This is a genomic window from Pseudomonas peradeniyensis (assembly GCF_014268935.2).
In the GTDB taxonomy this organism is placed as follows: domain Bacteria; phylum Pseudomonadota; class Gammaproteobacteria; order Pseudomonadales; family Pseudomonadaceae; genus Aquipseudomonas; species Aquipseudomonas peradeniyensis.
The window spans coordinates 210,568-235,486 of record NZ_JABWRJ020000001.1; the positions used below are offsets into that span (position 1 = coordinate 210,568).

The 24,919-nt window shown below is 65.5% G+C and carries 24 protein-coding genes; 6 read left to right on the plus strand and 18 right to left on the minus strand.

The window, feature by feature from the left end; all coding sequences use genetic code 11:
* Positions 1-97: 97 nt before the first annotated feature.
* Positions 98-1,279 (minus strand): MFS transporter, encoded by a 1,182-nt coding sequence (locus HU751_RS00890; protein WP_186733780.1) that lies wholly within the window; start codon positions 1,277-1,279, stop codon positions 98-100.
* Positions 1,280-1,451: 172 nt separating this feature from the next.
* Here HU751_RS00890 and HU751_RS00895 point away from each other — a divergent pair, with 172 nt between their 5' ends.
* Both HU751_RS00895 and HU751_RS00900 read left to right on the plus strand, forming a co-directional pair.
* Entirely contained in the window at positions 1,452-2,591 is a 1,140-nt protein-coding gene (locus HU751_RS00895; protein WP_186733779.1) for a TDT family transporter, read from the plus strand.
* A gap of 210 nt (positions 2,592-2,801) precedes the next feature.
* Positions 2,802-4,676, plus strand: coding sequence for an MFS transporter (locus tag HU751_RS00900; RefSeq protein WP_186733778.1), 1,875 nt, complete (start codon positions 2,802-2,804; stop codon positions 4,674-4,676).
* A gap of 16 nt (positions 4,677-4,692) precedes the next feature.
* On the opposite strand, the gene sugE is transcribed toward HU751_RS00900, so the two are convergent.
* From sugE to HU751_RS00935, 7 genes are all read right to left on the minus strand, one after another.
* On the minus strand, positions 4,693-5,010 hold the full coding sequence (gene sugE, locus HU751_RS00905) for a quaternary ammonium compound efflux SMR transporter SugE (RefSeq protein WP_050704569.1): 318 nt from the start codon (positions 5,008-5,010) through the stop codon (positions 4,693-4,695).
* Between the two features lie 181 nt (positions 5,011-5,191).
* Positions 5,192-5,845, minus strand: a complete 654-nt coding sequence (locus HU751_RS00910) for an HAD family hydrolase (protein WP_186733777.1) — start codon at positions 5,843-5,845, stop codon at positions 5,192-5,194.
* A gap of 13 nt (positions 5,846-5,858) precedes the next feature.
* Positions 5,859-6,848 (minus strand): ABC transporter ATP-binding protein, encoded by a 990-nt coding sequence (locus HU751_RS00915; protein WP_186733776.1) that lies wholly within the window; start codon positions 6,846-6,848, stop codon positions 5,859-5,861.
* A gap of 1 nt (position 6,849) precedes the next feature.
* Positions 6,850-7,644 (minus strand): ABC transporter permease, encoded by a 795-nt coding sequence (locus tag HU751_RS00920; RefSeq protein WP_186733775.1) that lies wholly within the window; start codon positions 7,642-7,644, stop codon positions 6,850-6,852.
* A complete protein-coding gene (locus HU751_RS00925; protein WP_011532723.1) occupies positions 7,634-8,473 on the minus strand; it encodes an ABC transporter permease in 840 nt (279 codons plus the stop codon). The genes HU751_RS00920 and HU751_RS00925 overlap by 11 nt, the downstream gene beginning before the upstream one ends.
* Complete coding sequence (locus HU751_RS00930; RefSeq protein ID WP_186712771.1) at positions 8,470-9,276, minus strand: alkaline phosphatase family protein; 807 nt, start codon at positions 9,274-9,276, stop codon at positions 8,470-8,472. Before HU751_RS00930 ends, HU751_RS00925 begins: the two co-directional genes overlap by 4 nt.
* Positions 9,277-9,404: 128 nt before the next feature.
* Positions 9,405-10,463 carry an ABC transporter substrate-binding protein gene (locus tag HU751_RS00935; protein ID WP_186733774.1) on the minus strand — a complete coding sequence of 353 codons (1,059 nt, stop codon included), beginning with the start codon at positions 10,461-10,463 and terminating at the stop codon, positions 9,405-9,407.
* A gap of 327 nt (positions 10,464-10,790) precedes the next feature.
* Between HU751_RS00935 and HU751_RS00940 the strand changes: the two genes are divergently transcribed.
* On the plus strand, positions 10,791-11,504 hold the full coding sequence (locus tag HU751_RS00940; protein WP_186712772.1) for a UTRA domain-containing protein: 714 nt from the start codon (positions 10,791-10,793) through the stop codon (positions 11,502-11,504).
* 32 nt (positions 11,505-11,536) lie between these two features.
* Here HU751_RS00940 and HU751_RS00945 read toward each other — a convergent pair whose 3' ends face one another.
* The 7 genes from HU751_RS00945 to minC form a co-directional block, all read right to left on the minus strand.
* Positions 11,537-13,690, minus strand: a complete 2,154-nt coding sequence (locus HU751_RS00945) for a mechanosensitive ion channel domain-containing protein (RefSeq protein ID WP_186733773.1) — start codon at positions 13,688-13,690, stop codon at positions 11,537-11,539.
* Between the two features lie 44 nt (positions 13,691-13,734).
* On the minus strand, positions 13,735-13,905 hold the full coding sequence (locus HU751_RS00950; RefSeq protein WP_167388396.1) for a hypothetical protein: 171 nt from the start codon (positions 13,903-13,905) through the stop codon (positions 13,735-13,737).
* Positions 13,906-14,041: 136 nt separating this feature from the next.
* On the minus strand, positions 14,042-15,331 hold the full coding sequence (locus HU751_RS00955; RefSeq protein ID WP_028690868.1) for a M18 family aminopeptidase: 1,290 nt from the start codon (positions 15,329-15,331) through the stop codon (positions 14,042-14,044).
* A gap of 92 nt (positions 15,332-15,423) precedes the next feature.
* On the minus strand, positions 15,424-16,059 hold the full coding sequence (locus HU751_RS00960) for an RluA family pseudouridine synthase (RefSeq protein WP_028690867.1): 636 nt from the start codon (positions 16,057-16,059) through the stop codon (positions 15,424-15,426).
* A gap of 112 nt (positions 16,060-16,171) precedes the next feature.
* The gene (minE, locus tag HU751_RS00965; RefSeq protein ID WP_011532731.1) at positions 16,172-16,426 is read right to left on the minus strand and encodes a cell division topological specificity factor MinE; all 255 of its coding nucleotides are present in this window, start codon (positions 16,424-16,426) and stop codon (positions 16,172-16,174) included.
* 3 nt (positions 16,427-16,429) lie between these two features.
* A complete protein-coding gene (gene minD / locus HU751_RS00970; protein ID WP_028690866.1) occupies positions 16,430-17,242 on the minus strand; it encodes a septum site-determining protein MinD in 813 nt (270 codons plus the stop codon).
* A 96-nt stretch (positions 17,243-17,338) separates the two neighbouring features.
* Positions 17,339-18,100, minus strand: coding sequence for a septum site-determining protein MinC (gene minC / locus HU751_RS00975; RefSeq protein ID WP_186733772.1), 762 nt, complete (start codon positions 18,098-18,100; stop codon positions 17,339-17,341).
* Positions 18,101-18,200: 100 nt separating this feature from the next.
* Between minC and HU751_RS00980 the strand changes: the two genes are divergently transcribed.
* Positions 18,201-19,136, plus strand: coding sequence for a lipid A biosynthesis lauroyl acyltransferase (locus HU751_RS00980; RefSeq protein WP_186733771.1), 936 nt, complete (start codon positions 18,201-18,203; stop codon positions 19,134-19,136).
* A gap of 75 nt (positions 19,137-19,211) precedes the next feature.
* Entirely contained in the window at positions 19,212-20,354 is a 1,143-nt protein-coding gene (locus tag HU751_RS00985; RefSeq protein ID WP_186733770.1) for a patatin-like phospholipase family protein, read from the plus strand.
* A 123-nt stretch (positions 20,355-20,477) separates the two neighbouring features.
* Here HU751_RS00985 and HU751_RS00990 read toward each other — a convergent pair whose 3' ends face one another.
* Positions 20,478-21,293 carry an MlaA family lipoprotein gene (locus tag HU751_RS00990; RefSeq protein ID WP_050704582.1) on the minus strand — a complete coding sequence of 272 codons (816 nt, stop codon included), beginning with the start codon at positions 21,291-21,293 and terminating at the stop codon, positions 20,478-20,480.
* Positions 21,286-22,584, minus strand: a complete 1,299-nt coding sequence (locus tag HU751_RS00995; RefSeq protein WP_186712776.1) for an alpha/beta fold hydrolase family protein — start codon at positions 22,582-22,584, stop codon at positions 21,286-21,288. Before HU751_RS00995 ends, HU751_RS00990 begins: the two co-directional genes overlap by 8 nt.
* A gap of 216 nt (positions 22,585-22,800) precedes the next feature.
* Between HU751_RS00995 and HU751_RS01000 the strand changes: the two genes are divergently transcribed.
* Positions 22,801-23,169 (plus strand): hypothetical protein, encoded by a 369-nt coding sequence (locus tag HU751_RS01000; RefSeq protein WP_186733769.1) that lies wholly within the window; start codon positions 22,801-22,803, stop codon positions 23,167-23,169.
* A gap of 81 nt (positions 23,170-23,250) precedes the next feature.
* Here the strand turns inward: HU751_RS01000 and HU751_RS01005 are convergent, their stop codons facing one another.
* Positions 23,251-24,798: a glycoside hydrolase family 17 protein gene (locus tag HU751_RS01005; protein ID WP_186733768.1), complete on the minus strand. Its 1,548-nt coding sequence runs from the start codon at positions 24,796-24,798 to the stop codon at positions 23,251-23,253.
* Positions 24,799-24,919 lie beyond the last annotated feature (121 nt).

Sequence of the window (24,919 nt, forward strand, 5' to 3'; positions counted from 1 at the left end):
AACGCGGTCCCGATCAATCAGTCTGGCACGCAGGGCGCGGTTCGTCAGCGCCGACCATGGTCGCAGTGGCAGGACGTCGCAGGGCCCCGCGATGGCATCACTCGGGTCGGCGCGTCCCCAGCCAGTAGAACACACCTGCCAGTATCACCGACCCGATCAGCAGATAGAACACCGCCACCGGCACCAGGTGCCCCAGGGCGGCGCCCACCAGCACCGGCCCCAGTGCCGCGCCCAGATTGCCCAGGTTCTGTGCGCCGTAGTAGATACCGCGCAGGTGCTCCGGGGCGATCAGGTCGATGAACATGTACTCGGCGGGAATCACGATGATCTCGCCCAGGGTGAACACCAGCATCGCCAGGCACCAGGCCAGCGCCGTGCCGGCCAGGGAAAAGCCCAGCAGCCCGGCGACGAACAGGCCCATGCCGGCCATCAGCCAGGGCATCAGCCGGCGCCGGTCGATGCGCTTGCCGATCAGGTACTGCAAGGCGATCACCGTCACCGCGTTGGTGGTGACCAGGTAGCCGACCAGTCGCGCCGCTTCGGCGGGGTTGCGGGTCACCACCAGGTACTGCGACAGGTAGGCGGTGAACTGGCCGAACACTACCGCGCTGAGCACGCCGCCCAGGGTAAAGCACACCAGCCGCCGGTCGCGCAGAAGGCCCAGCGCCACCTGGGCAAAGCCGGCACCGGGCTGTGGCCGGTCCTGGGGCTGCAGGTCGCGAACGCCCAGGCGCTGGTAGGCCAGGCACATGGCGAGGCCGATCAGCGCCGAGACCACGAAGGGCAGGTGGCCGTCCACCTCGATCAGGGCCACGCCGAGCATCGGCCCCACGGCGTAGGCGATGTTGCTCAGGGTGTACTTGATGGCGAACACCTCGGCACGCTGCTCCACCGGCAACAGGGCGCAGAAGGCGGCCTTGGCGGCGATGTCGACCAGCGCCAGGGCCAGGTTGATCACCACCAGGCAGAAGAAGAACAGGGCGGCCGAGCGACTGGCGATGGCGCCGACGAAGGCCAGGGCGAACACCAGCAGGCTGGCGATCACCAGGGTATGGTTGCGCACGGTGTCGACCAGGTGCCCACCGTACAGGCTCAGCAGCGAGGCGACGATCAGCGCGCCGCCGATCACCAGGCCGATACGGCCGACCGAGAGCTGGAAATTGTCGGCCAGGTACACCACCAGGTAGGGCAGGGTGATCGCCCGGGCCATGGTCAGGGTGAAGGTGGTGAGCAGGAGCAGGCGTACCGGGTTGGGGTAGCGCTTGAGGGCGGTGAGCATCGACAGGTCCTTGTCATTATTGTCATCAGGAAAACCGCGCCAAGCATATTCCAGAGCCTGTACGTTTAGCTATATCTGTAAAACAGATAACAGATAGAGAAATTACCCGTTATATAGATATTCTTCGAGGGCATAAGATAAATCCACCTTACACAAGGCCAGGAGACATCCCATGCCATGCACCCAGACCCGCGCCCCCTCGTGGCGCCCGTTGAGCCATCTGGCCCATCCCCGTGAAGTGATTCGCCAGTTCACCCCCAACTGGTTCGCCGCGACCATGGGCACCGGCGTACTGGCCCTGGCGTTGCACCAGGTGCAGGTGCCACTGCTGGACACGCTTGCCGAGGGCCTGTGGTGGCTGACCATTGGCCTGTTCACCCTGTTCTGCGTCCTGTATGGCGCCCGCTGGGTGATGTTCTTCGATGAGGCGCGGCGGATCTTCGCCCACTCCACCGTGTCGATGTTCTTTGGCACCATCCCCATGGGCCTGGCCACCATCCTCAACGGCGCCCTGGTATTCGGCCTGGCGCGCTGGGGCGAGTCGGTGGTGCCGTGGGTGGAAATGCTCTGGTGGCTGGACGTGGGCCTGGCGCTGCTGTGCGGCGTGGCCATTCCCTACCTGATGTTCACCCGCCAGGAGCACAGCATCGACCAGATGACCGCGGTGTGGCTGCTGCCGGTGGTGGCGGCGGAAGTCGCCGCCGCCAGTGGCGGGTTGCTGGCACCGCACCTGGTGGATGCGCACCGGCAGTTCCTGGTGGTGATCACCAGCTATGTGATGTGGGCGGTGTCGTTGCCGGTGGCGTTCAGCATCCTCACCATCCTCATGCTGCGCATGGCCCTGCATAAACTGCCGCCAGCGAACATGGCTGCCTCCAGCTGGCTGGCGCTGGGCCCGATCGGTACCGGCGCGCTGGGCATGCTGGTGCTCGGTGGCGATGCTCCGGCGGTATTCGCCGCCAATGGCCTGGGTGGCCTCGGCGAGGTGGCCCGTGGGCTGGGGCTGGTGGCCGGTATCGTGCTCTGGGGCGCCGGCTTGTGGTGGCTGCTGACGGCGGTGCTGATCACCTTGCGCTACATGCGCCAGGGCATGCCGTTCAACCTGGGCTGGTGGGGGTTCACCTTCCCGCTGGGGGTGTACTGCCTGGCCACCCTGAAGCTGGCGGCCTGGTTGGGACTCGGTTTCTTCAGCGTGTTTGGCCTGGTACTGGTGGTGGCGCTGGCCTTGCTCTGGGCGGTGGTGGCCAGCCGTACCTTGCAGGGTGCCTGGCGCGGCGAGCTGTTCGTATCGCCGTGTATCGCGCAGCACTGAGTTTGTTGTCCTTTGTGAAGGCGTTGTGGGAGCGGGCTTGCCCCGCGATGATGGCTTGATGTCTGGCTTAGCCCCCATCGCGGGGCAAGGCCCGCTCCCACAAAGCCCGCCCTCACAAGTTCCTTGTGCCTGTGGACATTCCCGTGCAGATTTGTGGCTTATCACGCTGTACGTGCCTCCAATGACAAAGCCCAACCAGGTACAAGGACGATGAGTCACCCCTCGCAATTCACCCTGCTCGGCAAGCGGCGTTTCCTGCCGTTCTTCATCACCCAGTCGCTGGGCGCCTTCAACGACAACCTGTTCAAGCAGTCGCTGATCCTGGCGATCCTCTACAAGCTGAGCCTGGAAGGCGACCGCTCGATCTGGGTCAACCTCTGCGCCTTGCTGTTCATCCTGCCGTTCTTCCTGTTCTCGGCGCTGGCGGGGCAGTTCGGCGAGAAGTTTGCCAAGGATCGGCTGATCCGCGCGATCAAGCTGGCTGAGATCGTCATCATGGCCATCGGCGCGACCGGTTTCGTCACCCATCACCTGGAGTTGATGCTGGTGGCGCTGTTCGCCATGGGCACCCACTCGGCGCTGTTCGGTCCGGTGAAGTACTCGATCCTGCCCCAGGCCCTGCGTGAGGAGGAACTGGTGGGCGGCAACGGCCTGGTGGAGATGGGTACCTTCCTGGCGATCCTGGCCGGGACCATCGGCGCCGGGATGCTGATGTCCTCCAGCCAGTACGCGGTACTGGCCGCCGCCGGGGTGGTGGCCACCGCGGTGCTGGGCTACCTGGCCAGCCGCTGGATCCCCCGTGCCGCCGCTGCCGCGCCGCAGATGAAGCTGGACTGGAACATCTTCAAGCAGTCCTGGCTGACCCTGCGCCTGGGCCTGGGCCAGACCCCGGCGGTGTCGCGTTCGATCGTCGGCAACTCGTGGTTCTGGTTCGTCGGCGCCATCTACCTCACGCAGATCCCGGCCTACGCCAAGGACTGGCTGCACGGTGACGAGACCGTGGTGACCCTGGTGCTGACCCTGTTCTCGGTGGGCATCGCCGTCGGTTCGCTGCTGTGCGAACGCCTGAGCGGGCGCAAGGTGGAGATCGGCCTGGTGCCGTTCGGTTCGTTCGGCCTGACCCTGTTCGGTTTGCTGTGGTGGTGGCATTCGGGGGATGTGCCGGTCGGTGCCGTGCCCCATGACTGGCTGGCGTTGCTGGGCATGAGCCAGGCCTGGTGGATCATGCTGTCGATCATTGGTCTGGGCATTTTCGGCGGTTTCTACATCGTGCCGCTGTACGCGCTGATCCAGGCGCGCACCCCGGAAGACCAGCGGGCCCGGGTGATCGCCGCCAACAACATCCTCAACGCGCTGTTCATGGTGGTGTCGGCGATCATCACCATCGCCCTGTTGAGCGTGGCCAAGCTGAGCATCCCGCAGCTGTTCCTGGTGGTATCGCTGCTCAATATCGCGGTCAACGCCTACATCTTCCGCATCGTGCCGGAATTCACCATGCGCTTCCTGATCTGGCTGCTCAGCCACTCGATGTACCGGGTCGAGCACCGCGAGCTGCAGCGTATTCCCGATGAAGGCGCGGCGCTGCTGGTGTGCAACCATGTGTCGTTCGTCGATGCGCTGCTGATCGGTGGGGCGATCCGCCGGCCGATCCGTTTCGTCATGTACTACAAGATCTACAACCTGCCGGTGCTCAACTTCGTGTTCCGCACCGCCGGCGCCATTCCCATCGCCGGGCGCGGCGAGGACGAGGCCACCTACGAGCGTGCCTTCGCCCGTATCGCCCAGTACCTGGCCGACGGCGAGCTGGTGTGCATCTTCCCCGAAGGCAAACTGAGTTCGGACGGTGAGATCGATGTGTTCAAGGGCGGGGTGAACCGCATCCTGCAGGAGACGCCGGTGCCGGTAATTCCGCTGGCGTTGCAGGGGCTGTGGGGCAGTTTCTTCAGTCGCGACCCGAACAAGGGCTTCTTCAAGCGCCTGTGGTCGCGGGTGACCCTGGTGGCCGGTGCCGCCATCCCGGTGGAGGCGGCGCAGCCCGAAGTGCTGCGCGAGCAGGTGAGCCTGCTGCGCGGCGACGTTCGCTAAGGGAAACGCAGGGAGGTCAGCTGGCGCTGACCTTCAGGCCGACCAGGCCGGTGATGATCAGGGCGACACTGGCCAGGCGGATCAGCGCCATGGATTCGCCAAACAGGATGATCCCGGCGATCACCGTGCCGACCGCACCGACACCGGTCCAGATGGCATAGGCGGTTCCCAGCGGCAGTTCCTTCATGGCCAGGCCCAGCAGGCCGAGGCTGATGACCATGGCGCCGACGGTGAGGATGGTGGGCATGGGGCGGGTGAAGCCGTCGGTGTACTTGAGGCCGACAGCCCAGCCGACTTCGAACAGGCCGGCGAAGAACAGGATGATCCAGGACATGGTAAGTCTCCATCGATTCAATGATGGGGCCGTCCCCGGTATGTTCACGCACAGCGTCGTGAGGCCGTCCTCACAGTGCGCACTATACTGCACATTTGTGATGGGTGAGGCAAGCGTGACGGATCAATGGTGCTTGTACCGGCCATACTCAATGGCTGGTCGGTACATCCGCACACCTGCGTCAAGACCAGCTCAGAATCGGCCAGCCATTGGTCTGCGCATGCTCGCGCAGCACCGGGTCCGGGTTCACCACGTGCGGGTGATCGACCTTCAGCAGCAGCGGCAGGTCGTTGCGCGAATCCGAGTAGAAACTCGCCCCCTCCAGGTTCTCCTGCTCCTGGTCCAGCCACTCCAGCAGGCGGGTGATCTTGCCTTCGCGGTAGGTGAGCACGCCGTGGGTCTTGCCGGTGAACACGCCGTTGACCGCCTCCAGCTCGATGGCCAGGTACTCGTCCACGCCCAGGCGCGCCGCGATCGGTCCGACCAGGTGAGTGCCGCTGGCCGAAATGATCAGGATCCGGTCACCGCGCTTGCGGTGCTCGGCGATGCAGCGGCAGGCGTCGCCGTAGATGATCGGCTCGATCACCTCCTCGACCCAGGGCTCTACCAGGTGCTCCACTTCTTCCAGGGTGCGCCCGGCCAGGGGCTCCAGGCTGAAGGCCATGTAGTCCTCCATCGCCAGGTGGCCCTTGCCGTAGGCTTCCATCAGCTCATGATCGCGCTTGAGGAAAGCCTTGCCGTCCACCCAGCCCAGCCGGGCCATCTGCTCGCTCCACAGCGACGCGCAGTCGCCGTGGATCAGGGTTTCGTCCAGATCGAAGATTGCCAGTGCCATGCGTTGCTTCTCCTTAGGCCACTTCCCGTAGCGCCGTGGGGTCGATCGACAAGGATACCCGCTGCCCGTCCGCGTGCAGGTCGGCCGCGCAGCGGTTGAGCACGTCGACCACCAACTCGACGTCGCGCACCCGCACCCGGTAGCGGATGACGTTGCCCAGCAGGCTGTGGGTGCGGATCTCGCCGTCGAGTTCGCCGTTCAGGCCCAGGGTGATGGACTCCGGGCGGATCGCCAGGCGACCGTTGACCGGGCGTTGCAGCAGGCGGCTGGCGCTGTCGGCGTCGAGCAGGTTGTAGTTGCCGATGAAGCCTGCGGCGAACAGGTCCACGGGCGCGGTGTAGAGGGTCTCGGCATCGCCGCTCTGGACGATGCGGCCCTGGTTCATCAGGACGATGCGGTCCGACATGGTCAGCGCCTCTTCCTGGTCGTGGGTGACGAAGATGGTGGTCAGCCCCAGCTCGCGCTGGATGGCACGGATCTGCTCGCGCAGGTGCTTGCGGATGCGCGCATCCAGCGCCGACAGCGGCTCGTCGAGCAGCAACAGGCGTGGGCGGGTGACCAGCGAGCGGGCCAGGGCCACGCGCTGGCACTGGCCGCCGGACAGCTGGTGCGGGTAGCGCCCGGCGAAGCTGCCCAACTCGACCAGGTCGAGTACTTCGCGCACCCGCGCCTGGCTTTCGTCGGCCTTGACCTTCTGCATGCGCAGGCCGAAGGCGACGTTCTGTTCCACGGTCATGTTGGGGAACAGCGCGTAGCTCTGGAACACCATGCCGATGCCGCGCTTCTGCGGGCTCACTGGCACGATGTCCTGGCCGTCGAGGAGGATCCGCCCGCTGTCCACCGGGGTCAGCCCGGCGATGCAGCGCAGCAGGGTGGACTTGCCGCAGCCGGAAGGGCCGAGCAGGGTGACGAACTCGCCGCGCTCGATCTGGCAGTCGATGTTCTCGAACACCGGGCTGCCGGCGTAGCTCTTTTGCAGTTTCTGTACGCTGACGAAGCTCATGTCAGGTCTTGTCCTTGTTCAGGCGGTTGGCGACCCAGGTCAGCACCAGCACGAAGGCGAAGTAGGAGATGACCAGCGCGCTGTTGAAGTGGCCGCTGCTGTTGCGCATGTTGTTCAGGTACACCTGCAGGGTCTCGTAGCGGGTGCCCACCAGCAGGTTGGCGAACACGAACTCGCCGAACAGGAACGAGAACGACAGCAGCAGCGCCACCATCAGGCCCTTGCGCAGGTTGGGCAGCACCACCAGGAACGCCGCCTGCCAGGTGCTGGCGCCGAGCAGCTGGGCGGCGTCCATCAGGTCGCGCAGGTTGATGGCCTGCAGGTTGTTGGTGATGGCCCGGTACATGAACGGCAGGGCGATGGTGAAGTAGCAGCCGATCAGGATCCACGGCGTGCCGACCATGGCCATCGGCCCGCTGCCGTACAGCTGCAGCAGGCCCACCGACGACACCACCGGCGGCACGGCGAACGGCAGCAGGATGAGGATGTTCATCAGCGCGTCGAGCTTGGGGAAGTGGTAGTGGACCACGAACAGCAACGGCAGGATCAGCAGTACCGACAGCAGCAGCGCGCCGACGCACACCAGCAGCGACTGGCCGAAGGCGGCGAGAAAGCGCGGCTCGCTCCACAGCGCGACGTACCACTTGAAGGTCAGCCCGCTGGGCAGCAGGGTCGCTGACCAGCTGGTGGCCAGCGAGTAGAGCAGGGTGCCGGCCAGCGGCAGCAGCAGGATGAGGAACAGCAGGTACACCACCGCGCGGTGGTAGAGCCCGCCGGCGTTGTTTTCAGCGCGCATGGTAGCTCCTCTTGAGCAGCCATTGATGGACCACCGTGACCACGGTCATCAGACCCACCAACACCATCGCCAGGGCACTGGCCAGGTTCGGGTCGAGGCTGATGTCGCCGGCCACAAGGCCCGCGATGCGGATCGGCAGCACGTTGAAGTTGCCGGTGGTCAGGGCGTAGACGGTGGCGTAGGCGCCCAGGGCGTTGGCCAGCAGGATGACGAAGGTGCCGAGCAGCGCCGGGGTGAGCACCGGCAGGCCGATGTGCCGCCAGAACTGCCAGTGGCTGGCGCCGAGCAAGGCCGCCGATTCGCGCCAGTCCTCGCGCAGGGCGTCGAAGGCCGGGTAGAGCAGCAGCACGCCCAGGGGGATCTGGAAGTAGGTGTACACCAGGATCAGACCGGTCTTGGAGTAGATGCTGAAGTCACCGAGCAGGCCCATCTGCTTGAGCAGCAGGGTGAGCGCGCCATTGAAGCCGAGCAGGATGATGAAGGCGAACGCCAGGGGCACGCCGGCGAAGTTGCTGGTCATGTTGGCGAAGGCGCTGACGAAGTCGCGCAGCTTCGAGTCGACCCGGCGCAGCGAATAGGCGCCCAGGGTGGCGATGACGATGCCGAACAGGCTCGACCAGAAGCTGATCTCCAGGCTGCGTTGCAACGCCTGCAGGTAGAACTTCGAGGCGAAGATCTTGCTGAAGTTGGCCAGGCCCCAGCCGCTTTCGCTCTGCAGGCTGTTGAGGGCGACCCAGGCCAGCGGCGCGACCTGGAAGATGATGAAGAACACGGCGAACGGCAGCAGGCAGAGCAGGGCCAGGTAGCGGCCGCGATGGCTTGCATTCACTTGAGCAGCTCCCGGCAGACCGGTTTGTCGTGGGCGGCGCCGAGCAGCTCGCAGATCGTGCCGCACAGCTCGGTCTGCAACGGCTTGGCCGCGGGGTCGAGGCTGAACGCCTCGCCGAACACGAACAGCGGCACTTCGCGCTCCTCGGCGAGCAAGCCGTTGTGCGAGCGGTCGTTGTTCATGCCGTGGTCGGCGGTGACCAGCACCTGATAGCCCTCCTCGAGCCAGCGCGGCAGGTAGTCGGCCAGCAGGATATCGGCGCTGCGCGCGGCGTTGCGGTACTGGCTGCTGTCCAGGCCATGGCGGTGCCCGGCGTCGTCGATGTTCATCGGGTGCACCAGCAGAAAGTTCGGCGCATGGCGGCGGCGCAGGTATTCGGCGTCGGCCAGCAGGTGCGAGTCGGGGTAGTGGTCGGCGTAGTAGAACAGGCCGTGCTGGATCGGCAGCTTCGGCGCATGGGTGTGGCGGTCGCGCAGCGGGTCGAAGGGCGAGCGGTTGTACAGCTCGCTCATCCAGTGATAGGCCGCCGCCGCGGTGCCCAGGCCGGCCTCGCGGGCGTAGTGGAACACGCTGCGCTGGTTGGACAGGCGGTTGACGTTGTTATGCACGATGCCGCTGTCGATTGGTGGCACGCCGGTGAGGATGCATTCGTACAGCGGTCGCGACAGCGACGGCAGTTCGCATTCCAACCGGTACAGCGCGGCGCGATCGGCCTCGACGTAGGCGTGCAGATGGCCCATGGCATGGTGCGCGACCTGGTGGTTGAGGCCGTCGAGCAGGACCAGGATGACGTTGTGTTGCATGATTGCTCCGGGAAAATTCCGCGGTGGGGGCCTTCGCCGGCAAGCCGGCTCCTACAGGTTCGGCGTATCCCCTGTAGGAGCCGGCTTGCCGGCGAAAGGGTCGGTCAAGGCAGAAGAGCTGCCAGGCCTTACTCCATCTCGATGATCACCTGCTCCTGCCACTTCTGCGGCAGGGCCTTGGAGGTCGCTTCCCAGGCTTCGGCGTTCTTGATCGGCTGGGCGGCCTTGTACTGCTCGTTGGGCAGCAGCTTGGCCTGCACATCCGCCGGCAGCTTCAGGTGCTCGGCGCGGATCGGACGGGCGTGGCCGATGGCCAGGTTGGTCTGTCCGGCATCGCTGAAGATGTACTCACGGGCAAGCTTGGCCGCGTTCGGGTGCTTGGCGTACTTGTTGATGATGGTGGTATAGCCGGAAGTGATCGAGCCGTCCGACGGAATCAGCACCTCGAAGCGTTTCGGGTCGATCTGGTCGCGGTAGCTCAGGCCGTTGAAATCCCACACCACGCCGACTTCCACCTCACCCTTCTCGAGGGTCTGGATGGTCGGGTTGGCCAGCGACAGGCGCTTCTGCTGGGCCAGCTTGGTGAACAGCTGCAGGCCCGGCTCGATGTTGCTTTCGTCGCCCTTGTAGGCGATGGCGGCGGCGAGCACGCCATTGGCGGCCTGGGCGGCGGTGCCGACGTCACCGATGGCGACCTTGTACTTGCCCTTTTCCAGGTCGTGCCAGGTACTGGGGCGTTCGCCTTCCTTGACCAGGTCCTTGTTGATGATGAAGGCGATGGTGCCGGTGTAGGCCAGAGCCCAGTGGCCGTCCTGGTCCTTGGCCCACGCCGGCACCTGGTCCCAGGTGCTTGGCTTGTAGGCCTGGGTGACGCCCTTGGCGGCCGCGATCGGGCCGAAGGCGGCGCCGACGTCGCCGATGTCGGCGCTGGCGTTGTCCTTCTCGGCGTCGAACTTGGCGATCTCCTGGGCCGAGCTCATGTCGGTGTCGCTGTGCTTGAGGCCGTACTTCTTGGCCAGGTCTTCCCAGGTGCCTTTCCAGTTGGCCCAGGCATCGGGCATGCCCACGCTGTTGACGGTGCCTTCCTTGCGGGCGGCGTCTTCAAGGGCCTTGAGGTCCTGGGCCATGGCCGAGGTGCAAAAAGCGATGGCCGAACCGAGCAGTGACGCCATGAACAACTTTTTCATCCGAAGCTCCTTTGGTGGGTGCCTTGCATTCGTTGTTATGAACAGAAGCGGTGCTTGCGAACCCTTGGTCTAGGTCAGCAAACCTTGAGCCAAGGTAGGCCTGTTGCGTGACAGTTTGATGTAAGGAGAGGGCGCGGGTGGCAGGCCGATGGCTCTGGGAATACAGCGTAGACCACATCGAAAGCCTTGAATCGCGTGGCCTGGCCCGGATCTGGCAAGTCCCCGGGCGAGGCTTTGTCACAGGATGTTCATCAGCCTTGCCTAGGCTTGTAGCCATCGCCACATGCCCTGTTATGGGGCTGGACTAGTCCAGATAGGTAACCTTTGATGCAAGCGACGCCACCGCGCGCGGTAACAGCCATCTGCCATGCCCTGCAGGAGCAGATCGAACACGGCCTGTTGGCCCCCGGCGGCAAGTTGCCGGCCGAGCGCAGGCTCAGCGAAGTGTTCGACACCACGCGCATCACCCTGCGCGAGGCGTTGGTGCAGCTGGAGGCCCAGGGCCTGATCTACCGCGAGGAGCGCCGAGGCTGGTTCGTCGCGCCCGAGCGGCTGACCTACGACCTGATCGAGCGCAGCCACTTCCATGCGATGGTGCGCGATCAGGGGCGGGTGCCGAGCACCGAGTTGCTGTCGGCGCGCCTGCAGCCGGCCTCGGCGGCGATCTGCGCGCGCCTGCGCCTGCCGGCGTTGTCCAGCGTGGTGCGGATCTGTCGTCTGCGTCGCATCGATGGGCGAGCGGTGCTGTACGCCGAGCACTATCTCAACCCGCGCTACTTCCCGGGGATCCTCGAACTGGACCTGGCCCGGTCGCTGACCGAGATCTATGCGCGGGAATACGCCATTCACTATGGGCAGGTGTGCTTCGAGATCCTGCCGACTGCGTTGCCGGTGGCCGCGGCGGGGGCGCTGAAGGTTTCGGCGGGGAGCCCGGGCTTGCACATCACCCGGGTCAACAGCGACCAGCATGGGCATCTGATCGACTGTGACCTGGAATATTGGCGGCACGATGCGATCCGCATCCGCGCCGAGGCTGGGTAGGGTGAACATCGCGGGGCAAGTCGCGATGCGATCTAGCTGGAAACGTTGCTCTGAGCCATTGCCCCTCCGCCAGCCGTCACCACCTGCACCGACAACCTTGGCGTCGCCAGGTCCAGCCCCGCCTCGTCCAGCTGCCTTTTCAGCGCCAGGTTGAACGCCCGCGACACCTCCCACTGCTTGATCGGCGCGGTCTTGAACCGCGCCCGCAAGATCGCTGAGCCCGACTCGAAACTCTCCACCCCCTGAAGCTCCAGCGGCGACCAGATGTTGCGACGCATCAGCGGGTCGTTGCGCAGCTTCTGGCCGACTTCGCGGATCAGCGTGATGGCCTGGTCGATGTTCATGCTGTGGGGAATCGCCACGCGGAAGATCGCATAGCCGAACTCCCGCGAGTAGTTCTTGATGCTCTTGATCTCGCTGAACGGGATGGTATGCACGATACCGTCGATGTCTCGCAGGCGCACGGTGCGGATGGTCAGGCCCTCGACCGTGCCCAGGTGGCCGCCGACGTCGACGTAGTCGTCGATCGCCAGCGAGTCCTCGATGATGATGAACAGCCCGGTGATCAGGTCGGCCACCAGCGACTGGGCGCCGAAACCGATGGCCAGGCCGATGACGCCGGCACCGGCCAGCAGCGGGGTGACGTTCATGCCCATGTTGGCCAGGGCGACGATCACCGCGATGATGAAGATCACCACGAACATCACGTTGCGGATCAAGGGCATCATGGTCTGCGCCCGGGCGTTGGCCAGGCCGCGGCGCGAGCGCACCAGGGCATGGTGCACGGCGGTGTCGGCGAGGATCCACACCAGCCAGGCGACGATCAGCGTGCCGGCCAGGCCCAGCAGGCGCAGGCTGACTTCATGGCCGTCGCCTTCGGCGAAGCTGATCATCGAGCGGCCCCAGACGCGCAGGCCCAGTTCGATGAACACCAGCCAGATGAACAGGTGCACCAGCACGTAGCCGAAGTTGCGCAGGCGCTCGGTGTAGACCGCCTGGCGCTTGTTGGCGCGCCTGGGCTTGGCGGCGTGGCGCCGCACCAGGCCGTTGAGCACCATGCACACCACCACCAGTACCGTGCACATCAGCGACTGGCGCAGGGCGGTGCTGGTGTCGCCGGCGGAGACGAAGGTGGCGAACAGCGAGATCGCCACCAGGATCAGCGCCGGGACGTACCAGAAGCTGCCTAGCAGCTCGATGGTGTCGCTCAGGGTGCGCCGGGTCAGGCGCCGAGACAGGGGCTGGTTGCGAATCAGGTGGGCGATCGGCCGGCGAAAGCGCAGGATGAACAGCCCGGTGCACAGCGCGGCGACGACATTGGCCAGGGTGGCCAGGGCATGGGCCAGGTGGCTGCCCAGGGCGGTGGTCAGGCGCGGGTCGCTCATCGCCTCGCCGAACGCGGCGAAGCTGCCGATCAGCCACAGCGGACGAAATGCCTGGTGGCGCAGGATGTACAGGGCGCGGTGGCGGTGCGGGCCGTCGAGCAGCGAGAAGGCGATCACGCAGATCGCCGAAAACAGCGTGCCGACCACCAGCGCGTAGGCCAGCACCATGGCCATCGACTTGCCCAGCGAGGAGGGCAGGGCGAAGCTCAGGTACACGGTGAACACCAGTGCCACCAGCCACGGCCCCAGCTTGCGCAGGGCGAAGCGCACCAGGTCCCAGGTGCGTGGGTGCTGGGGCAGTTCCTCGGTCAGGCCGAAGCGCAGGCGCACGCGGTGGCCGATCCAGTTGAAGGCGTAGGCCAGCAGGCTCCAGACCAGGATCACCCCGGCGAAGCCGAACAGGATCGCCGGCCACTGGTGCACCGGCACCACCAGCGCGGCCAGCTCGTCCTGTGCCTGGTCGATTTCCAGCGACCAGCGCTTGAACGGACTGGCATCGCCGCTGAACTGCTGCTCGAAGTCATGCAGGGCGCCGCCGATCAGGCCGAGCACACCCTGTTCGACGGTCGGTTGCGATTGTTTGCTGGCGTCGCGCAGCTTTTTCAGGTCGGCCAGCAGCTTGGCCCGTTGCTGGTCGTTCTCCAGGTTCTTGATCACCTCGTCCAGCGACTTGCCCAGCGGTTCGCTGGCTTCGGGCTGGGCGGGCGTGCTGGAGCCGAGCAGGCCCGGCAGGCCGGCGGCGTGCACCGGGGTGACGAACAGCAGGAACAGCAGCGTGATGCAACGCAGGAGGGCTGGCACCGGAAACTCTACCTCAGGTCAAACGTTTGCCCGAGTGTAGTGGTTTACGACGGCAGTTTCTCGAGGATCTTCCAGCAGGTGAGGCCGAAGATGCCGAGGGTGCCGATCCACATCATCAGCACGCCGACATTGCGCTCGCGCAGGCTGAAGCCGATGGTCAGCAGCATCAGGAACAGGAACACCGGCACGAACAGGGACAGGAAGGGGGATGACATGGACGGCAATCCTTTTGCTGTGGGGCATGTCTTAAGCATAGCGCTTTGCAAGCGCAGCGGATTGATCGGGGGCAGGCAACTCCCGAATCGCGGGACAAGCCCGCTCCCACGGGGCCGTTTGGGAGCGGGCATGTCGTCAGGGCAGTTCGCGACTGCGGTAGAACGCGCTGAGCACCTTCACCAGGTGCGCCAGGTCATGGCTGCCGCACAGTTCGCGAATCGAGTGCATGGCGAAGGTCGGCAGGCCGATGTCGACCGTGCGCACGCCCAGGTGGCTGGCGGTGATCGGGCCGATGGTCGAGCCGCAACCCATGTCGCTGCGCACCACGAAGCTCTGCACCGGCACCTCTTCGGCCATGCACAGGTGGCGGAAGAACCCAGCGGTTTCGCTGTTGGTGGCGTAGCGCTGGTTGTTGTTGACCTTGATCACCGGGCCTGCGTTGAGCTTGGGCCCGTGGTTGCCGTCGTGCTTGTCGGCGTAGTTGGGGTGCACGCCGTGGGCGTTGTCGGCCGAGACCATCAGCGAGCGCTGGATGGTGCGCACATAATCATCGCCCTCGGGCAGCAGGCGCTGCAGGGTCTGCTCGAGCATCGGGCCGTCGGCGCCGCAGGCCGAGCACGAGCCGACTTCCTCGTGGTCGTTGCACACCAGCACGCAGGTCTCGTCGCTGTCGGCACCCAGCAGCGCCTGCAAGCCGGCGTAACACGACAGCAGGTTGTCCAGGCGGGCGGCGGCGATGAAGTCGCCGTTCAGGCCAATCAACGCGGCGTCCTGGGTGTCGTAGAAGCTCAGCTCGTAGTCGAGCACCACGTCGGCGTTGAGGTCGTGCTCGCGGGCCAGCTGCTCGGTGAGCAGGGCGCGGAAGTCGACGCGCTCATCGCCGGCCACCTGGGCCAGGATCGGTGGCAGTTCGGTCTGCGGGTTGATCTGCCAGCCTTCGTTGGCGGTGCGATTGAGGTGGATCGCCAGGTTCGGGATCACCGCGATCGGCAGCTTGAAGTCGATCAGCTGGCTCTCGACCTTGCCATCACGGCGGAAGGTGACCCGGCCGGCCAGCGACAGGTCGCGGTCGAACCATGGGGCGAGCAGGGCACCGCCGTACACTTCGACGCCCAGTTGCAGGAAGCCCTGGCGTTGCAGCTCGGGCTGCGGCTTGACCCGCAGGCACGGGCTGTCGGTGTGGGCGCCGACCATGCGGATGCCGCCCAGCAGCGGCGAGAGCTTGCCGAGCTTGATGGCGATGATCGAGGAATCGTTGCGGGTCACGTAGTAGCGACCACCGGGCACGGTGGCCCAGCTGTCGCGTTCGTCCAGGCGCTGGTAGCCAGCGGCCTCGAGGCGCTGCGCGAGGCTGGCGGTGGCATGGAAGGGCGTCGGGGAGGCCTTGAGGAATTCGATCAGGCCGGCATTCAGGGCGTCGCGCATAAGTCACTCCAGACAGCAGTGGCGCGAGTTTAGCGTAAATACTCGAAAATTTGTGTCGGCCCGCTCGCGAGGCATGGGAGCGGGCCTGTGTCTCAGAACGGCGCCGGACACTCGAACTTCAACCGCTCACCCGAAACTGGATGGGTAAAGCTCAGCATCGATGCATGCAGGCACAGCCGTTCATGGGCCGCCAGCGCTTCGGGGTTGGCATACAGCCGGTCGCCCAGCAGCGGGTGGCCGATCGACAGCATGTGCACGCGCAACTGGTGCGAGCGCCCGGTGATCGGTGTCAGCTCGACCCGGCAATGATCGGCGCAGCGTTCGACGATGCGCCAGAAGGTCAGGGCGTGCTTGCCCTGTTCGTGGTCGACCACATGGCGCGGCTTGGTCGGCGGGTCGTAGCGCAGCGGCAGGTCGATGCTGCCGCTGTCCAGGGTCGGTTGGCCCCAGCACAGCGCGGTATAGGCCTTTTCCGTCTCGCGGTCGTGGAACTGGCGCGACAGTTCGCGGTGGCTGTCGGCGTCGCGGGCGAGCAGGATGATCCCCGAGGTTTCCCAGTCCAGGCGGTGGACGATCAGGGCATCCGGGTAGCCGTTTTCCTGCAGGCGGGTGATCAGGCAGTCCTTGTTGTCCTCGGCGCGGCCCGGCACCGACAACAGCAGGGTCGGTTTGTTGATCACCAGGATGGCGGCGTCTTCGTGAAGGATCTGGATGTTCGACAGCGGCATGTTCAGGTGTTCTCTGCAAAGCATTGTGGGAGCGGGCTGGCCCCGCGATGGCCATTGAAGGCCATCGCGGGGCCAGCCCGCTCCCACAAGGTAACCCTGAGCTACTGAAAGATCAGCGCTCGGGCAGGGTGATATTCAGCTCCAGGATCGAGCAGCTGCCCTGGTTCTCCAGCGCCACCTGCACATCGTCGTTGCCGATGTTGACGTACTTGCGGATCACCTCGACCAGCTCCTTCTGCAGGGCGGGCAGGTAGTCCGGGGTGCTGCGCTGGCCGCGCTCGTGCGCCACGATGATCTGTAGACGCTCTTTCGCTACCGACGCGCTGGTCTGTTTCTGTCTGCCACGAAAGAAGTCAAAAAGGTTCATGGTTTACTTGCCTCCAAACAGACGCGCGAAGAATCCTTGCTTCTGCACGTCGATGAACCGCAGGGGCTTCTCTTTGCCCAGCAGACGGTCGACGGTGTCACTGTACGCCTGGCCGGCATCGCTCTGGTCGTCAAGGATGACCGGGATGCCCTGGTTGGAGGCCTTGAGAACGGCTTGCGACTCGGGAATCACACCCTTGAGCTTGATCGCCAGGATCTCTTCGACGTCGGCGATGCTGAGCATTTCGCCCTTCTCGACGCGCTCGGGGTGGTAACGGGTGATCAGCAGGTGTTCCTTGATCGGCTCCTCGCCGTTCTCGGAGCGGCGCGACTTGCTCGACAGGATGCCCAGCATGCGGTCGGAGTCGCGTACCGAGGACACCTCGGGGTTGGTCACGACGATGGCTTCGTCGGCGAAGTACATCGCCAGGTGCGCGCCTTTCTCGATACCGGCCGGCGAGTCGCAGATGACGTAGTCGAAGGTTTCCTTCAGCTCCATCAGGACCTTTTCCACGCCTTCCTGGGTCAGAGCGTCCTTGTCGCGGGTCTGGCTGGCGGCCAGCACGAACAGGTTCTCCAGGCGCTTGTCCTTGATCAGGGCCTGCTGCAGGTTGGCCTCGCCGTTGACCACGTTGACGAAGTCGTACACCACGCGGCGCTCGCAGCCCATGATCAGGTCGAGGTTACGCAGGCCGACGTCGAAGTCGACGATGACAGTCTTGTAGCCGCGCAGAGCGAGGCCGGTACCGATGGCGGCGCTGGTAGTGGTCTTGCCCACACCCCCCTTGCCGGAAGTGACGACGAGAATCTTGGCCAAGGTGTTTCACCCCTAAATAAACGGGACGCGGGTCCCTGCAAATACAAAAAACGGCAACGGGAAAAAAGTTGCGCTAAAAATGCCGGCAAGTATCCGTTAAAGACGGGTGATGTTCAACACGTCACCGGACAGGCTGACCTGCACGCCCGAGCCCCACAGCGGGTCGCGGCGCAGGTCCTCGCAGACCTTGTACTGGCCGGCGATGGAGACCATCTCCGCGGTCATCTGCTGGCAGAAGATGCGCGCCTTGGTGTTGCCCTTGATACCGGCCAGGGCGCGGCCGCGCATGGCGCCGTACACATGGATGTTGCCATCGGCGAGAAGTTCCGCGCCGGGGCTGACCGAGCCTGTCACCACCAGGTCGCCGCCCTGGGCGTAGATCTGCTGGCCGCCGCGCACCGGCGAGGTGATGATGCGGGTCGGGCGCACCTCGGGTTCGGCCGGCGCCGCTGGTGGAGCGGGTGCAGGCTCGGGCGTCCTCACTTCCGGCTCGGGTTCCAGCGGGCGTTCGCGGGCGCCGGACGGCGGCAGCACCGGCAGGTCGATGGCGATCGCCGCGGCGATGTCCTCGATGCGGCTGGCACGGATCGCCAGGGTGCGCAGGCCATGATGACGGCAGATGCGCATCAGCCCGGGCAGGTCGATGGCGCCCGAGTCATGGGGCAGCTTGTCCAGGGCCAGCACCAGCGGGGTGTTGCTGAAGAAATTCGGCGCCTGCGCCACCTTCGCCGCCAGCTGGCGGTCGAGGGATTCGAGGTCGTTGCGCGCCAGTTCCAGCACGGTGATGGCAAGCATGCTGCCCTTGAGCTGGAACACGGGGGCGTTGTCGGGTGTCTGGTTGGGGCTCATGGTCTGCATAGACGGCTTGTTGCGAAAAAAGTGCCCTGACTTATAGCGATAAGACCGATTGCCCGCAACCGATGTAGAATGCCGGGCTCATGTCTTGCCGGAAGCTTCAATGGAACGCCCGCGTTTTCGATCCTCTTTCCTCCACCCGCGATTCTGGGGCCTGTGGCTGGGCCTGGGCCTGCTGTGGCTGGTCGCCCAGCTGCCATACCGCGCCCTGCTGGGCCTGGGCCGCGCCCTGGGCGCGGTGATGTACCGGGTGGCCGGTGAGCGCCGGCGCATTGCCGCGCGCAACCTTGAACTGTGTTTCCCCGAACTGTCCGGCGACGAACGGCAACATCTGCTCAAGGAAAACTTCGCCTCCACCGGCATCGCCTTCTTCGAGATGGCCATGAGCTGGTGGTGGCCAAAGGCCCGGCTGGCGCGCCTGGCTCACATCGAAGGCATCGAGCACCTGCAGGCCGCCCAGCGCGAAGGCGAGGGCGCCATTCTCATGGCCGTGCACTTCACCACCCTGGAGATCGGCGCCGCGCTGCTGGGCCAGGCTCATACCATCGACGGCATGTACCGCGAGCACGGCAACGCGGTGTTCGACTTCATCCAGCGCCGCGGCCGCGAGCGCCACAACCCCGACTCGCTGGCCGTGGAGCGCGATGATGTGCGCGGCATGCTCAAGCTGCTGCGCAAGGGCCGGGCGATCTGGTATGCGCCGGACCAGGACTACGGCATCAAGCAGAGTATCTTCGTGCCGCTGTTCGGTATCCCGGCGGCCACCGTTACCGCCACCACCAAGTTCGCCCGGCTGGGCAAGGCCCGGGTGATTCCGTTCACCCAGCGGCGCCTGGAGGACGGCAGTGGCTATCGTCTGGTGGTGCATCCGCCGCTCGCGGACTTCCCCGGCGAAACCGAAGAGGCCGACTGCCTGCGCATCAACCAGTGGGTCGAAGGCGTGCTGCGCGAGTGCCCGGAGCAGTACCTGTGGGCGCACCGACGCTTCAAGTCGCGGCCCGAGGGCGAGCCACGGCTGTACGACAAGAAGAAAAAATGACGCTGGGGCCGCGTGGGAGCGGGCTGGCTCCGCGATAGGGCGGTCACTGGCAAGCACTGATTCCAGGGAGGAGCAATGACCTCAACCACCGGCCTGATCCTCTCTGGCGGCGGTGCCCGCGCCGCCTACCAGGTCGGCGTGCTGGCCGGCATCGCCGAACTGCTGCCCCCTGGGGCGGCGAACCCCTTCCCGGTGATCGTCGGCACCTCTGCCGGCGCCATCAACGCCGTCAAGCTGGCCAGCGGTGCCACGCGTTTCGCCGAATCGGTGCAGCACCTGACTGCCTTCTGGCAGAACTTTCGCAGCCACCTGGTGCTGCGCAGCGACTGGCCCGGGGTGATCCGCCAGGCCAGCCGCTTCGTTGGCCACAGCCTGCTGGGGCTCGGCGGCCAGGTGCCGGTGGCACTGCTCGACAGTCGCCCGCTGCGCCGCCTGCTGCATGAACACCTGGACCTGGACGGCATCGCCCATTCCCTGGCGGCCAATCAGCTGCGCGCCATCGCCGTGACCGCCTTCGGCTACGAGTCCGGCCAGGCGGTGACCTTCTACCAGGGCCGCGACACCATCGAACCCTGGCTGCGTCACCGGCGCATCGGCATGCCCACGCCGCTGACCATCGACCACCTGCTGGCCAGCTCGGCAATCCCGCTGCTGTTCGCGCCGGTGCGTCTGGGCGATGAGTTCTTCGGTGATGGCGCGGTGCGCCAATCGGCGCCGATCAGCCCGGCGCTGCACCTGGGCGCCAGCCGCGTGCTGGTGGTGGGGGTCAGTGGCAACCCCCAGCGACCGGCGCCGCCCTTGCCGACCCAGCGCGTGTTCAGCGGCCAGCAGCCGAGCCTTGCGCAGATCGGCGGGCACATGCTCAACAGCACCTTCATCGACAGCCTCGAGGACGATATCGAGTTGCTGCAGCGGCTCAACCACCTCAGCCACCTGATGCCGGCGCACCTGGACGCCCGGCGCCTGGGGCTGGCGCCGATCGAGGTGCTGGTGGTGGCGCCCAGCCAGCCGCTGGACGAGATCGCCGCCCGTCATCGGCGCGAGCTGCCGGCGGCGTTGAGGCTATTCTTGCGTGGGCCTGGCGCTACCAAGACCAGCGGCGCGGGGGTATTGAGCTACCTGCTGTTCGAGGCGAGCTACTGCAGCGAGCTGATCGAGCTGGGGCGCAAGGATGCGTTGGCCAAGAAGCGGGAGTTGTGTCAGTTCCTTGGGATTTGAGGTTTCCTGTACCGGCCCTTTCGCCGGCAAGCCGGCTCCCACAGGTACTGCGCCAGCCTCAAGGAATACGCTGCCCCTGTGGAAGCCGGCTTGCCGGCGAAAGGGCCGCGCAGCGGACCCTGCTTACTCGGCAATCTGCAACTTGCGCGCCTGGGTATACACGTAACGCAGCTTCTCGTACTCGAACGGCGAGTTGGTCTGCCCGTAGCGGAAGTTGGTGGTGTAGCGCTTGTCCACCGCCCGCAGCACGGTGAGCTCCGGATGGTCGCTGGCGGTGTCGGGCACGTTCAGGTAGTTGATCTCCTTCTCTCCCACATAGTCGACCACCAGACCGGTGGTATCGCGCAGGTTCGACGGCCCGAGGATCGGCAGCATCAGGTACGGCCCGTCCGGCACCCCGTAGAAGCCCAGGGTCTGGCCGAAGTCCTCGCTCTGGCGGGGCAGGCCCATCTTGGTCGCCGGGTCCCACAGGCCGCCGACACCGATGATGGTGTTGAACATCAGCCGCGCAGTGATCTCCGCTGAACGCTTGGGCTTGAGCTGCAGCACGCTGTTGAACAGGTTGGGCACGTCGCCCAGGTTGTTGAAGAAGTTGCTCACCCCGGTGCGCACGAAACCGGGCGTGACATAGCGGTAGCCGTCGACCACTGGCAGGAATACCCACTGGTCGAAGCGGTAGTTGAAGTGGTAGATGCGCCGGTTCAACGACTCCAGTGGGTCGTAGATGTTCAGCGCGGCCAGGGTCGAGCGTTCGAACTCGCGCTGGTCCAGGCCAGGGTTGAACTTGAGCTCGCGCAGCGGATCGACGAAACCGTCAGCCTCCACGGTGAGGGTTTCGGTCTTGTCGGCCTCGACCACGCTGGCACGCGGCGCGACTTCCTCGGCCAGGGCGCAGCCGCTGGCGAGCAGGGCGGTGACGAGCAGCAGTCTGTTAACCACGGAAGAACTCCAGCATGGCGTCGCTGTTGACGCGGTAGTTGAGGTTGCCGCAATGGCCGCCATGGGGGTAGAGCGTCAACCGTTCGCCGAACACCCGGCGCAGGAAACCGATGTCGCCGGGGCCGAGGATCACGTCGTCGGCGTTGTGCATCACGGCGATCTTGGGGCTGGCGCGCAGGTAGTCCTCCAGCGCGTACAGGCTCACTTGGTCGACCAGTTGCAGCAGGCTGTTGCCGTCGGTGCGTGCTCGCCACATGGGGATCACCTGCTCGGTCAGGTAGCAGTCGAAGTCGCATTGCAGCGCCCGTTTGAAGAAGGGCTCCAGGCTGCTGCCCTCGGTGATCGGGAATTTCGGCGGAATGATCAGGCCGCGGCGGTTGATCAGGTCGGAGGTGAAGGCGATGTCGGCGGCCGAGAAACGGAACGAGGTACCGATCAGCATGGCCATCTGCTCATTGGACAAGTGCTGGCGCGACTTCTGGAAGTCATACAGCAGCGCTTCGTTGAGGTCGATGTAGCCCTTGTCCTGGAAGTAACGGGTGAGTTTTTCCAGCATCAACTCATAGAAGGTGGTGCTGCGGTCGATGCCCTTGACCCGGGTCTGCACCAGCTTGTCCAGGTTGGTGATCGAGGTGTACAGGTTGACCGGCGGGTTGAGCAGCAGTACGCGCTTGAAGTTGAAGCTCTTTCGGGTCTCGTCGAGCTTGCTGACGAACGCCGCGTCCAGCGCCCCGAGGCTGTAGCCGGTGAGGTAGTACTCGCTGACCGGCAGGTGTGCCTGCTGGGCACGCACCGCCTGCATGACCCGGTACAGGTCCTTGGCATCTTCGCTGGTTACCCCGGGAGTGGCGAAGCGCGAGGCGGCGCTCATGAAGTCCCAGCTGGTTGGCGATGACAGCTGCACCACGTGGTAGCCGGCCTGGTAGAACAGCTTCTTCAGGTACTCGTTGATGCTGCTGGAATAGGGCGCGCCGGTACCGGCGATCAGGAAGATCAACGGCGCTTCGTGGTCCTGTTTGGCCAGGCGGTAGCGCAGTTTCTTCACCGACCAGAAGTTGTCGGGCAGGGTGAACTCGCGCTCCGGGCGCAGGGTAAGGCTGTAGTCGGCCTGGTCGATGTCGTCGTCGCTGGGCAGCGTCGGGCGCTGTTCCGGCGGCGTGGTGGCGATGGTCGCCTCGAACGGGTTGGTCAACGGATAGCCGTAGCTCGCCGCGTCGATATCCCGCGCCGATGCGGCCGCAGCCAGGAGCAGGCCGCCGAGCAGGGCGGCGAGGCGCAAAGATCGAAGCATGTAGTCCCCCAAGGAAAACGCAAGGTCGTGCAGTACGCAGGCTAGGACCACGGCATGTCGGACAAAGTTGCCCGTCGCCCTGTCGTTCGTCGCACAAGATGTTGCCGCGCCGGACAACGTTTGTCTTGTGCAACATAGCTGCAGGGCCATGATTTTGCCTTGTCGCGGCCCCTGGGCGATCATGCAACGTTTCGATTACCGCTATTGGAGATCCGCATGGCGCGTTGGTGGCCGGTCGTTGCCCTGTTGCTGTTCCTGCCGCTGTGGCTCGCGGCCAGTTATGGCGTGCGTTATGGGCTGATGGAAGATGCCCGGTGGGTCGGGCTGTGCAGCGTGCCGGGGGAAATTTGGCAATGCCAGGCGCGATCGCTGCTGGGCTTGGGGATACATTTCCAGGTCATCGCCTGGGGGGCTTTGGGGTTGGCGTTGCTCTGCCAGCTGGTGCCTCGCCGAGGCGGGTGGTGGCTGGCGGCGCTGGCGCTGCTGTTCGGGATTCCGGCGCTGGTGCTGTATACCGCCAGCATCGCGGTGTTTGCCGTGGTGCTGGCGGGGTTGCGGCTGGTGCGGCGATCATCTGTTGCCTGACAGGGCCCTATCGCGGGGCAAGCCCGCTCCCACGGGAGCGTGACAAATCTGTAGGAGCGGGCTTGCCCCGCGATAGGGCCATCAGGCTTTGCGCAAGCTTCGCCACAACGCGCCAACCATTAACACGCTGACCACCGTCCAACCCCAGGCCTGTCGATTCGCCAACCCTTCCTGGAACAACTGCGGTGCCACTCCAGCGCCCACGATAAAGGCCAGCAACGCCACTTCGGCCCGCCGCGCCGGCACCGGCCGCAGCAGATAGACCACCGCCGGCAGCAGCAACGCGGCGCTGGGGAAGCTGCGATAGCGCGGGTCGAACACCATCGCCAGCATGCTCACTGCCGCGGCGAATCCTGCGGCCAGCAACCATGTACCCGCATGCGCCTCGAGCCAGCTGAACAGCCGCTGGCGCCAGCCGTCTCGACGGGCCAGGGCCAGCGCGCCATGGGCCAGCACCAACAGGTTCAAGCCGGCCAGGGCCACCGCCCACAACCATTCCCCGGCAAAGCGGGCATTGGTGCGCATCATTTCCCCCCACAGCCCCAGGCTGCCGGCACCCAGGGCCGCCAGCAACGGCAGCAGCAGGGCGGCGCGGCGGCTTGCCGGGCGCCCGGCCAGGGCCAGGGTCGCCAGCATCAGCAACACGCTGGCCAGCAACCACTGCGGCCACAGCGCCAGGTTGCTCACCGCCCCTTCGAGCACGCCCTTGTCCTGGCGGTCGGCATCGTACAGCCCCCAGTAGCCGCCCACGGCGCCTTCACTGGCGCGCTTCCAGGGCTGGTCGAAGGCCTCGATCAGGTTGTAGCGCCAGCCGTTGGCCTCGGCCAGGGCGACGAAGCCACGGATGAAACGCGCCTCGTTGACCCGGCTCGGTTCCGCCGTCTCGCGCTGGCGTCCTTCGCTGGGCCAGCCGGTCTCGCCGATCAGGACGTCCTTGGGCGCGAAGCGGTTGCCGAACACCTGGCGCACCTCGGCCATATGGGCCAGCGCCGCATCGATGCCACGCGGGTCGTCTTCCCAGTAGGGCAACAGGTGGATGGTGAGGAAGTCCACTGCCGGTGCGATCTGCGGGTGTTGCAGCCAGAACTCCCAGACGTCGGCGTAGGTCACCGGCACCTTCACCTGGCTTTTCACTTTCTCGATCAGCCCGGCCAGGCGCTCGCCGGTGATTTCCTTGCGCAACAGCGCCTCGTTGCCGACGATCACCGCGCTGACCACGTCGGGGTTGGCGTTGGCCGCGGCGATAAGCAGTTCGATTTCCTTGTCGGTGTCCACGGGGCTTGCATTGACCCAGGCGCCGAGCATCACCTTCAGGCCGTGCTTGCGGGCCAGCGCCGGGATGGCCTCGAGGCCGGTCATCGAATAGGTGCGGATGCACTGGAATCGCTCGCTCAGCAGCGCCAGGTCGGCGTCCATGCGCGCCGGGCGCAGGCGAAACGGCTGGTCGAACGGCGACTGGTCCTTGTCGAACGGGGTGTAGGACGCGCACTGCAACTTGTGCGTCGGGCTCGCCGCATCGGGCAGGTGCACCGGCTTGCCGAGGCCGTACCAGAGCGCCCACAGCACGATGAGGGCGAGCAGGCAGGCGAGCAGGTAAGCAGGCAGGAGCAGTCGGGTGTTACTGGGCATCGGGCGGTCCGTCGGCAAGCACAAAGGGCTAGATGATAGCCGCAAATGACCGGCGCCAAGCCTTTGGCATGCAAGGATCGCGCAGGCCGCTCGGGTGGCATGACGTTAATGGCACAGTGCT

Bases quoted from the DNA above. Each gene is read 5' to 3' on its own strand.
- HU751_RS00930 (WP_186712771.1), bottom strand. From the start codon at position 9,276: ATGCAACACAACGTCATCCTGGTCCTGCTCGACGGCCTCAACCACCAG.
- minE (WP_011532731.1), bottom strand. From the start codon at position 16,426: ATGAACCTTTTTGACTTCTTTCGTGGCAGACAGAAACAGACCAGCGCG.
- HU751_RS00955 (WP_028690868.1), bottom strand. From the start codon at position 15,331: ATGCGCGACGCCCTGAATGCCGGCCTGATCGAATTCCTCAAGGCCTCC.
- HU751_RS00960 (WP_028690867.1), bottom strand. From the start codon at position 16,059: ATGCCGCTGTCGAACATCCAGATCCTTCACGAAGACGCCGCCATCCTG.
- HU751_RS00890 (WP_186733780.1), bottom strand. From the start codon at position 1,279: ATGCTCACCGCCCTCAAGCGCTACCCCAACCCGGTACGCCTGCTCCTG.
- HU751_RS00985 (WP_186733770.1), top strand. From the start codon at position 19,212: ATGACCTCAACCACCGGCCTGATCCTCTCTGGCGGCGGTGCCCGCGCC.
- HU751_RS01005 (WP_186733768.1), bottom strand. From the start codon at position 24,798: ATGCCCAGTAACACCCGACTGCTCCTGCCTGCTTACCTGCTCGCCTGC.
- HU751_RS00995 (WP_186712776.1), bottom strand. From the start codon at position 22,584: ATGCTTCGATCTTTGCGCCTCGCCGCCCTGCTCGGCGGCCTGCTCCTG.
- sugE (WP_050704569.1), bottom strand. From the start codon at position 5,010: ATGTCCTGGATCATCCTGTTCTTCGCCGGCCTGTTCGAAGTCGGCTGG.
- HU751_RS00940 (WP_186712772.1), top strand. From the start codon at position 10,791: ATGCAAGCGACGCCACCGCGCGCGGTAACAGCCATCTGCCATGCCCTG.
- HU751_RS00910 (WP_186733777.1), bottom strand. From the start codon at position 5,845: ATGGCACTGGCAATCTTCGATCTGGACGAAACCCTGATCCACGGCGAC.
- HU751_RS00895 (WP_186733779.1), top strand. From the start codon at position 1,452: ATGCCATGCACCCAGACCCGCGCCCCCTCGTGGCGCCCGTTGAGCCAT.
- HU751_RS00915 (WP_186733776.1), bottom strand. From the start codon at position 6,848: ATGAGCTTCGTCAGCGTACAGAAACTGCAAAAGAGCTACGCCGGCAGC.
- HU751_RS00980 (WP_186733771.1), top strand. From the start codon at position 18,201: ATGGAACGCCCGCGTTTTCGATCCTCTTTCCTCCACCCGCGATTCTGG.
- minC (WP_186733772.1), bottom strand. From the start codon at position 18,100: ATGCAGACCATGAGCCCCAACCAGACACCCGACAACGCCCCCGTGTTC.
- HU751_RS00920 (WP_186733775.1), bottom strand. From the start codon at position 7,644: ATGCGCGCTGAAAACAACGCCGGCGGGCTCTACCACCGCGCGGTGGTG.
- HU751_RS00900 (WP_186733778.1), top strand. From the start codon at position 2,802: ATGAGTCACCCCTCGCAATTCACCCTGCTCGGCAAGCGGCGTTTCCTG.
- HU751_RS00935 (WP_186733774.1), bottom strand. From the start codon at position 10,463: ATGAAAAAGTTGTTCATGGCGTCACTGCTCGGTTCGGCCATCGCTTTT.
- HU751_RS00950 (WP_167388396.1), bottom strand. From the start codon at position 13,905: ATGTCATCCCCCTTCCTGTCCCTGTTCGTGCCGGTGTTCCTGTTCCTG.
- HU751_RS01000 (WP_186733769.1), top strand. From the start codon at position 22,801: ATGGCGCGTTGGTGGCCGGTCGTTGCCCTGTTGCTGTTCCTGCCGCTG.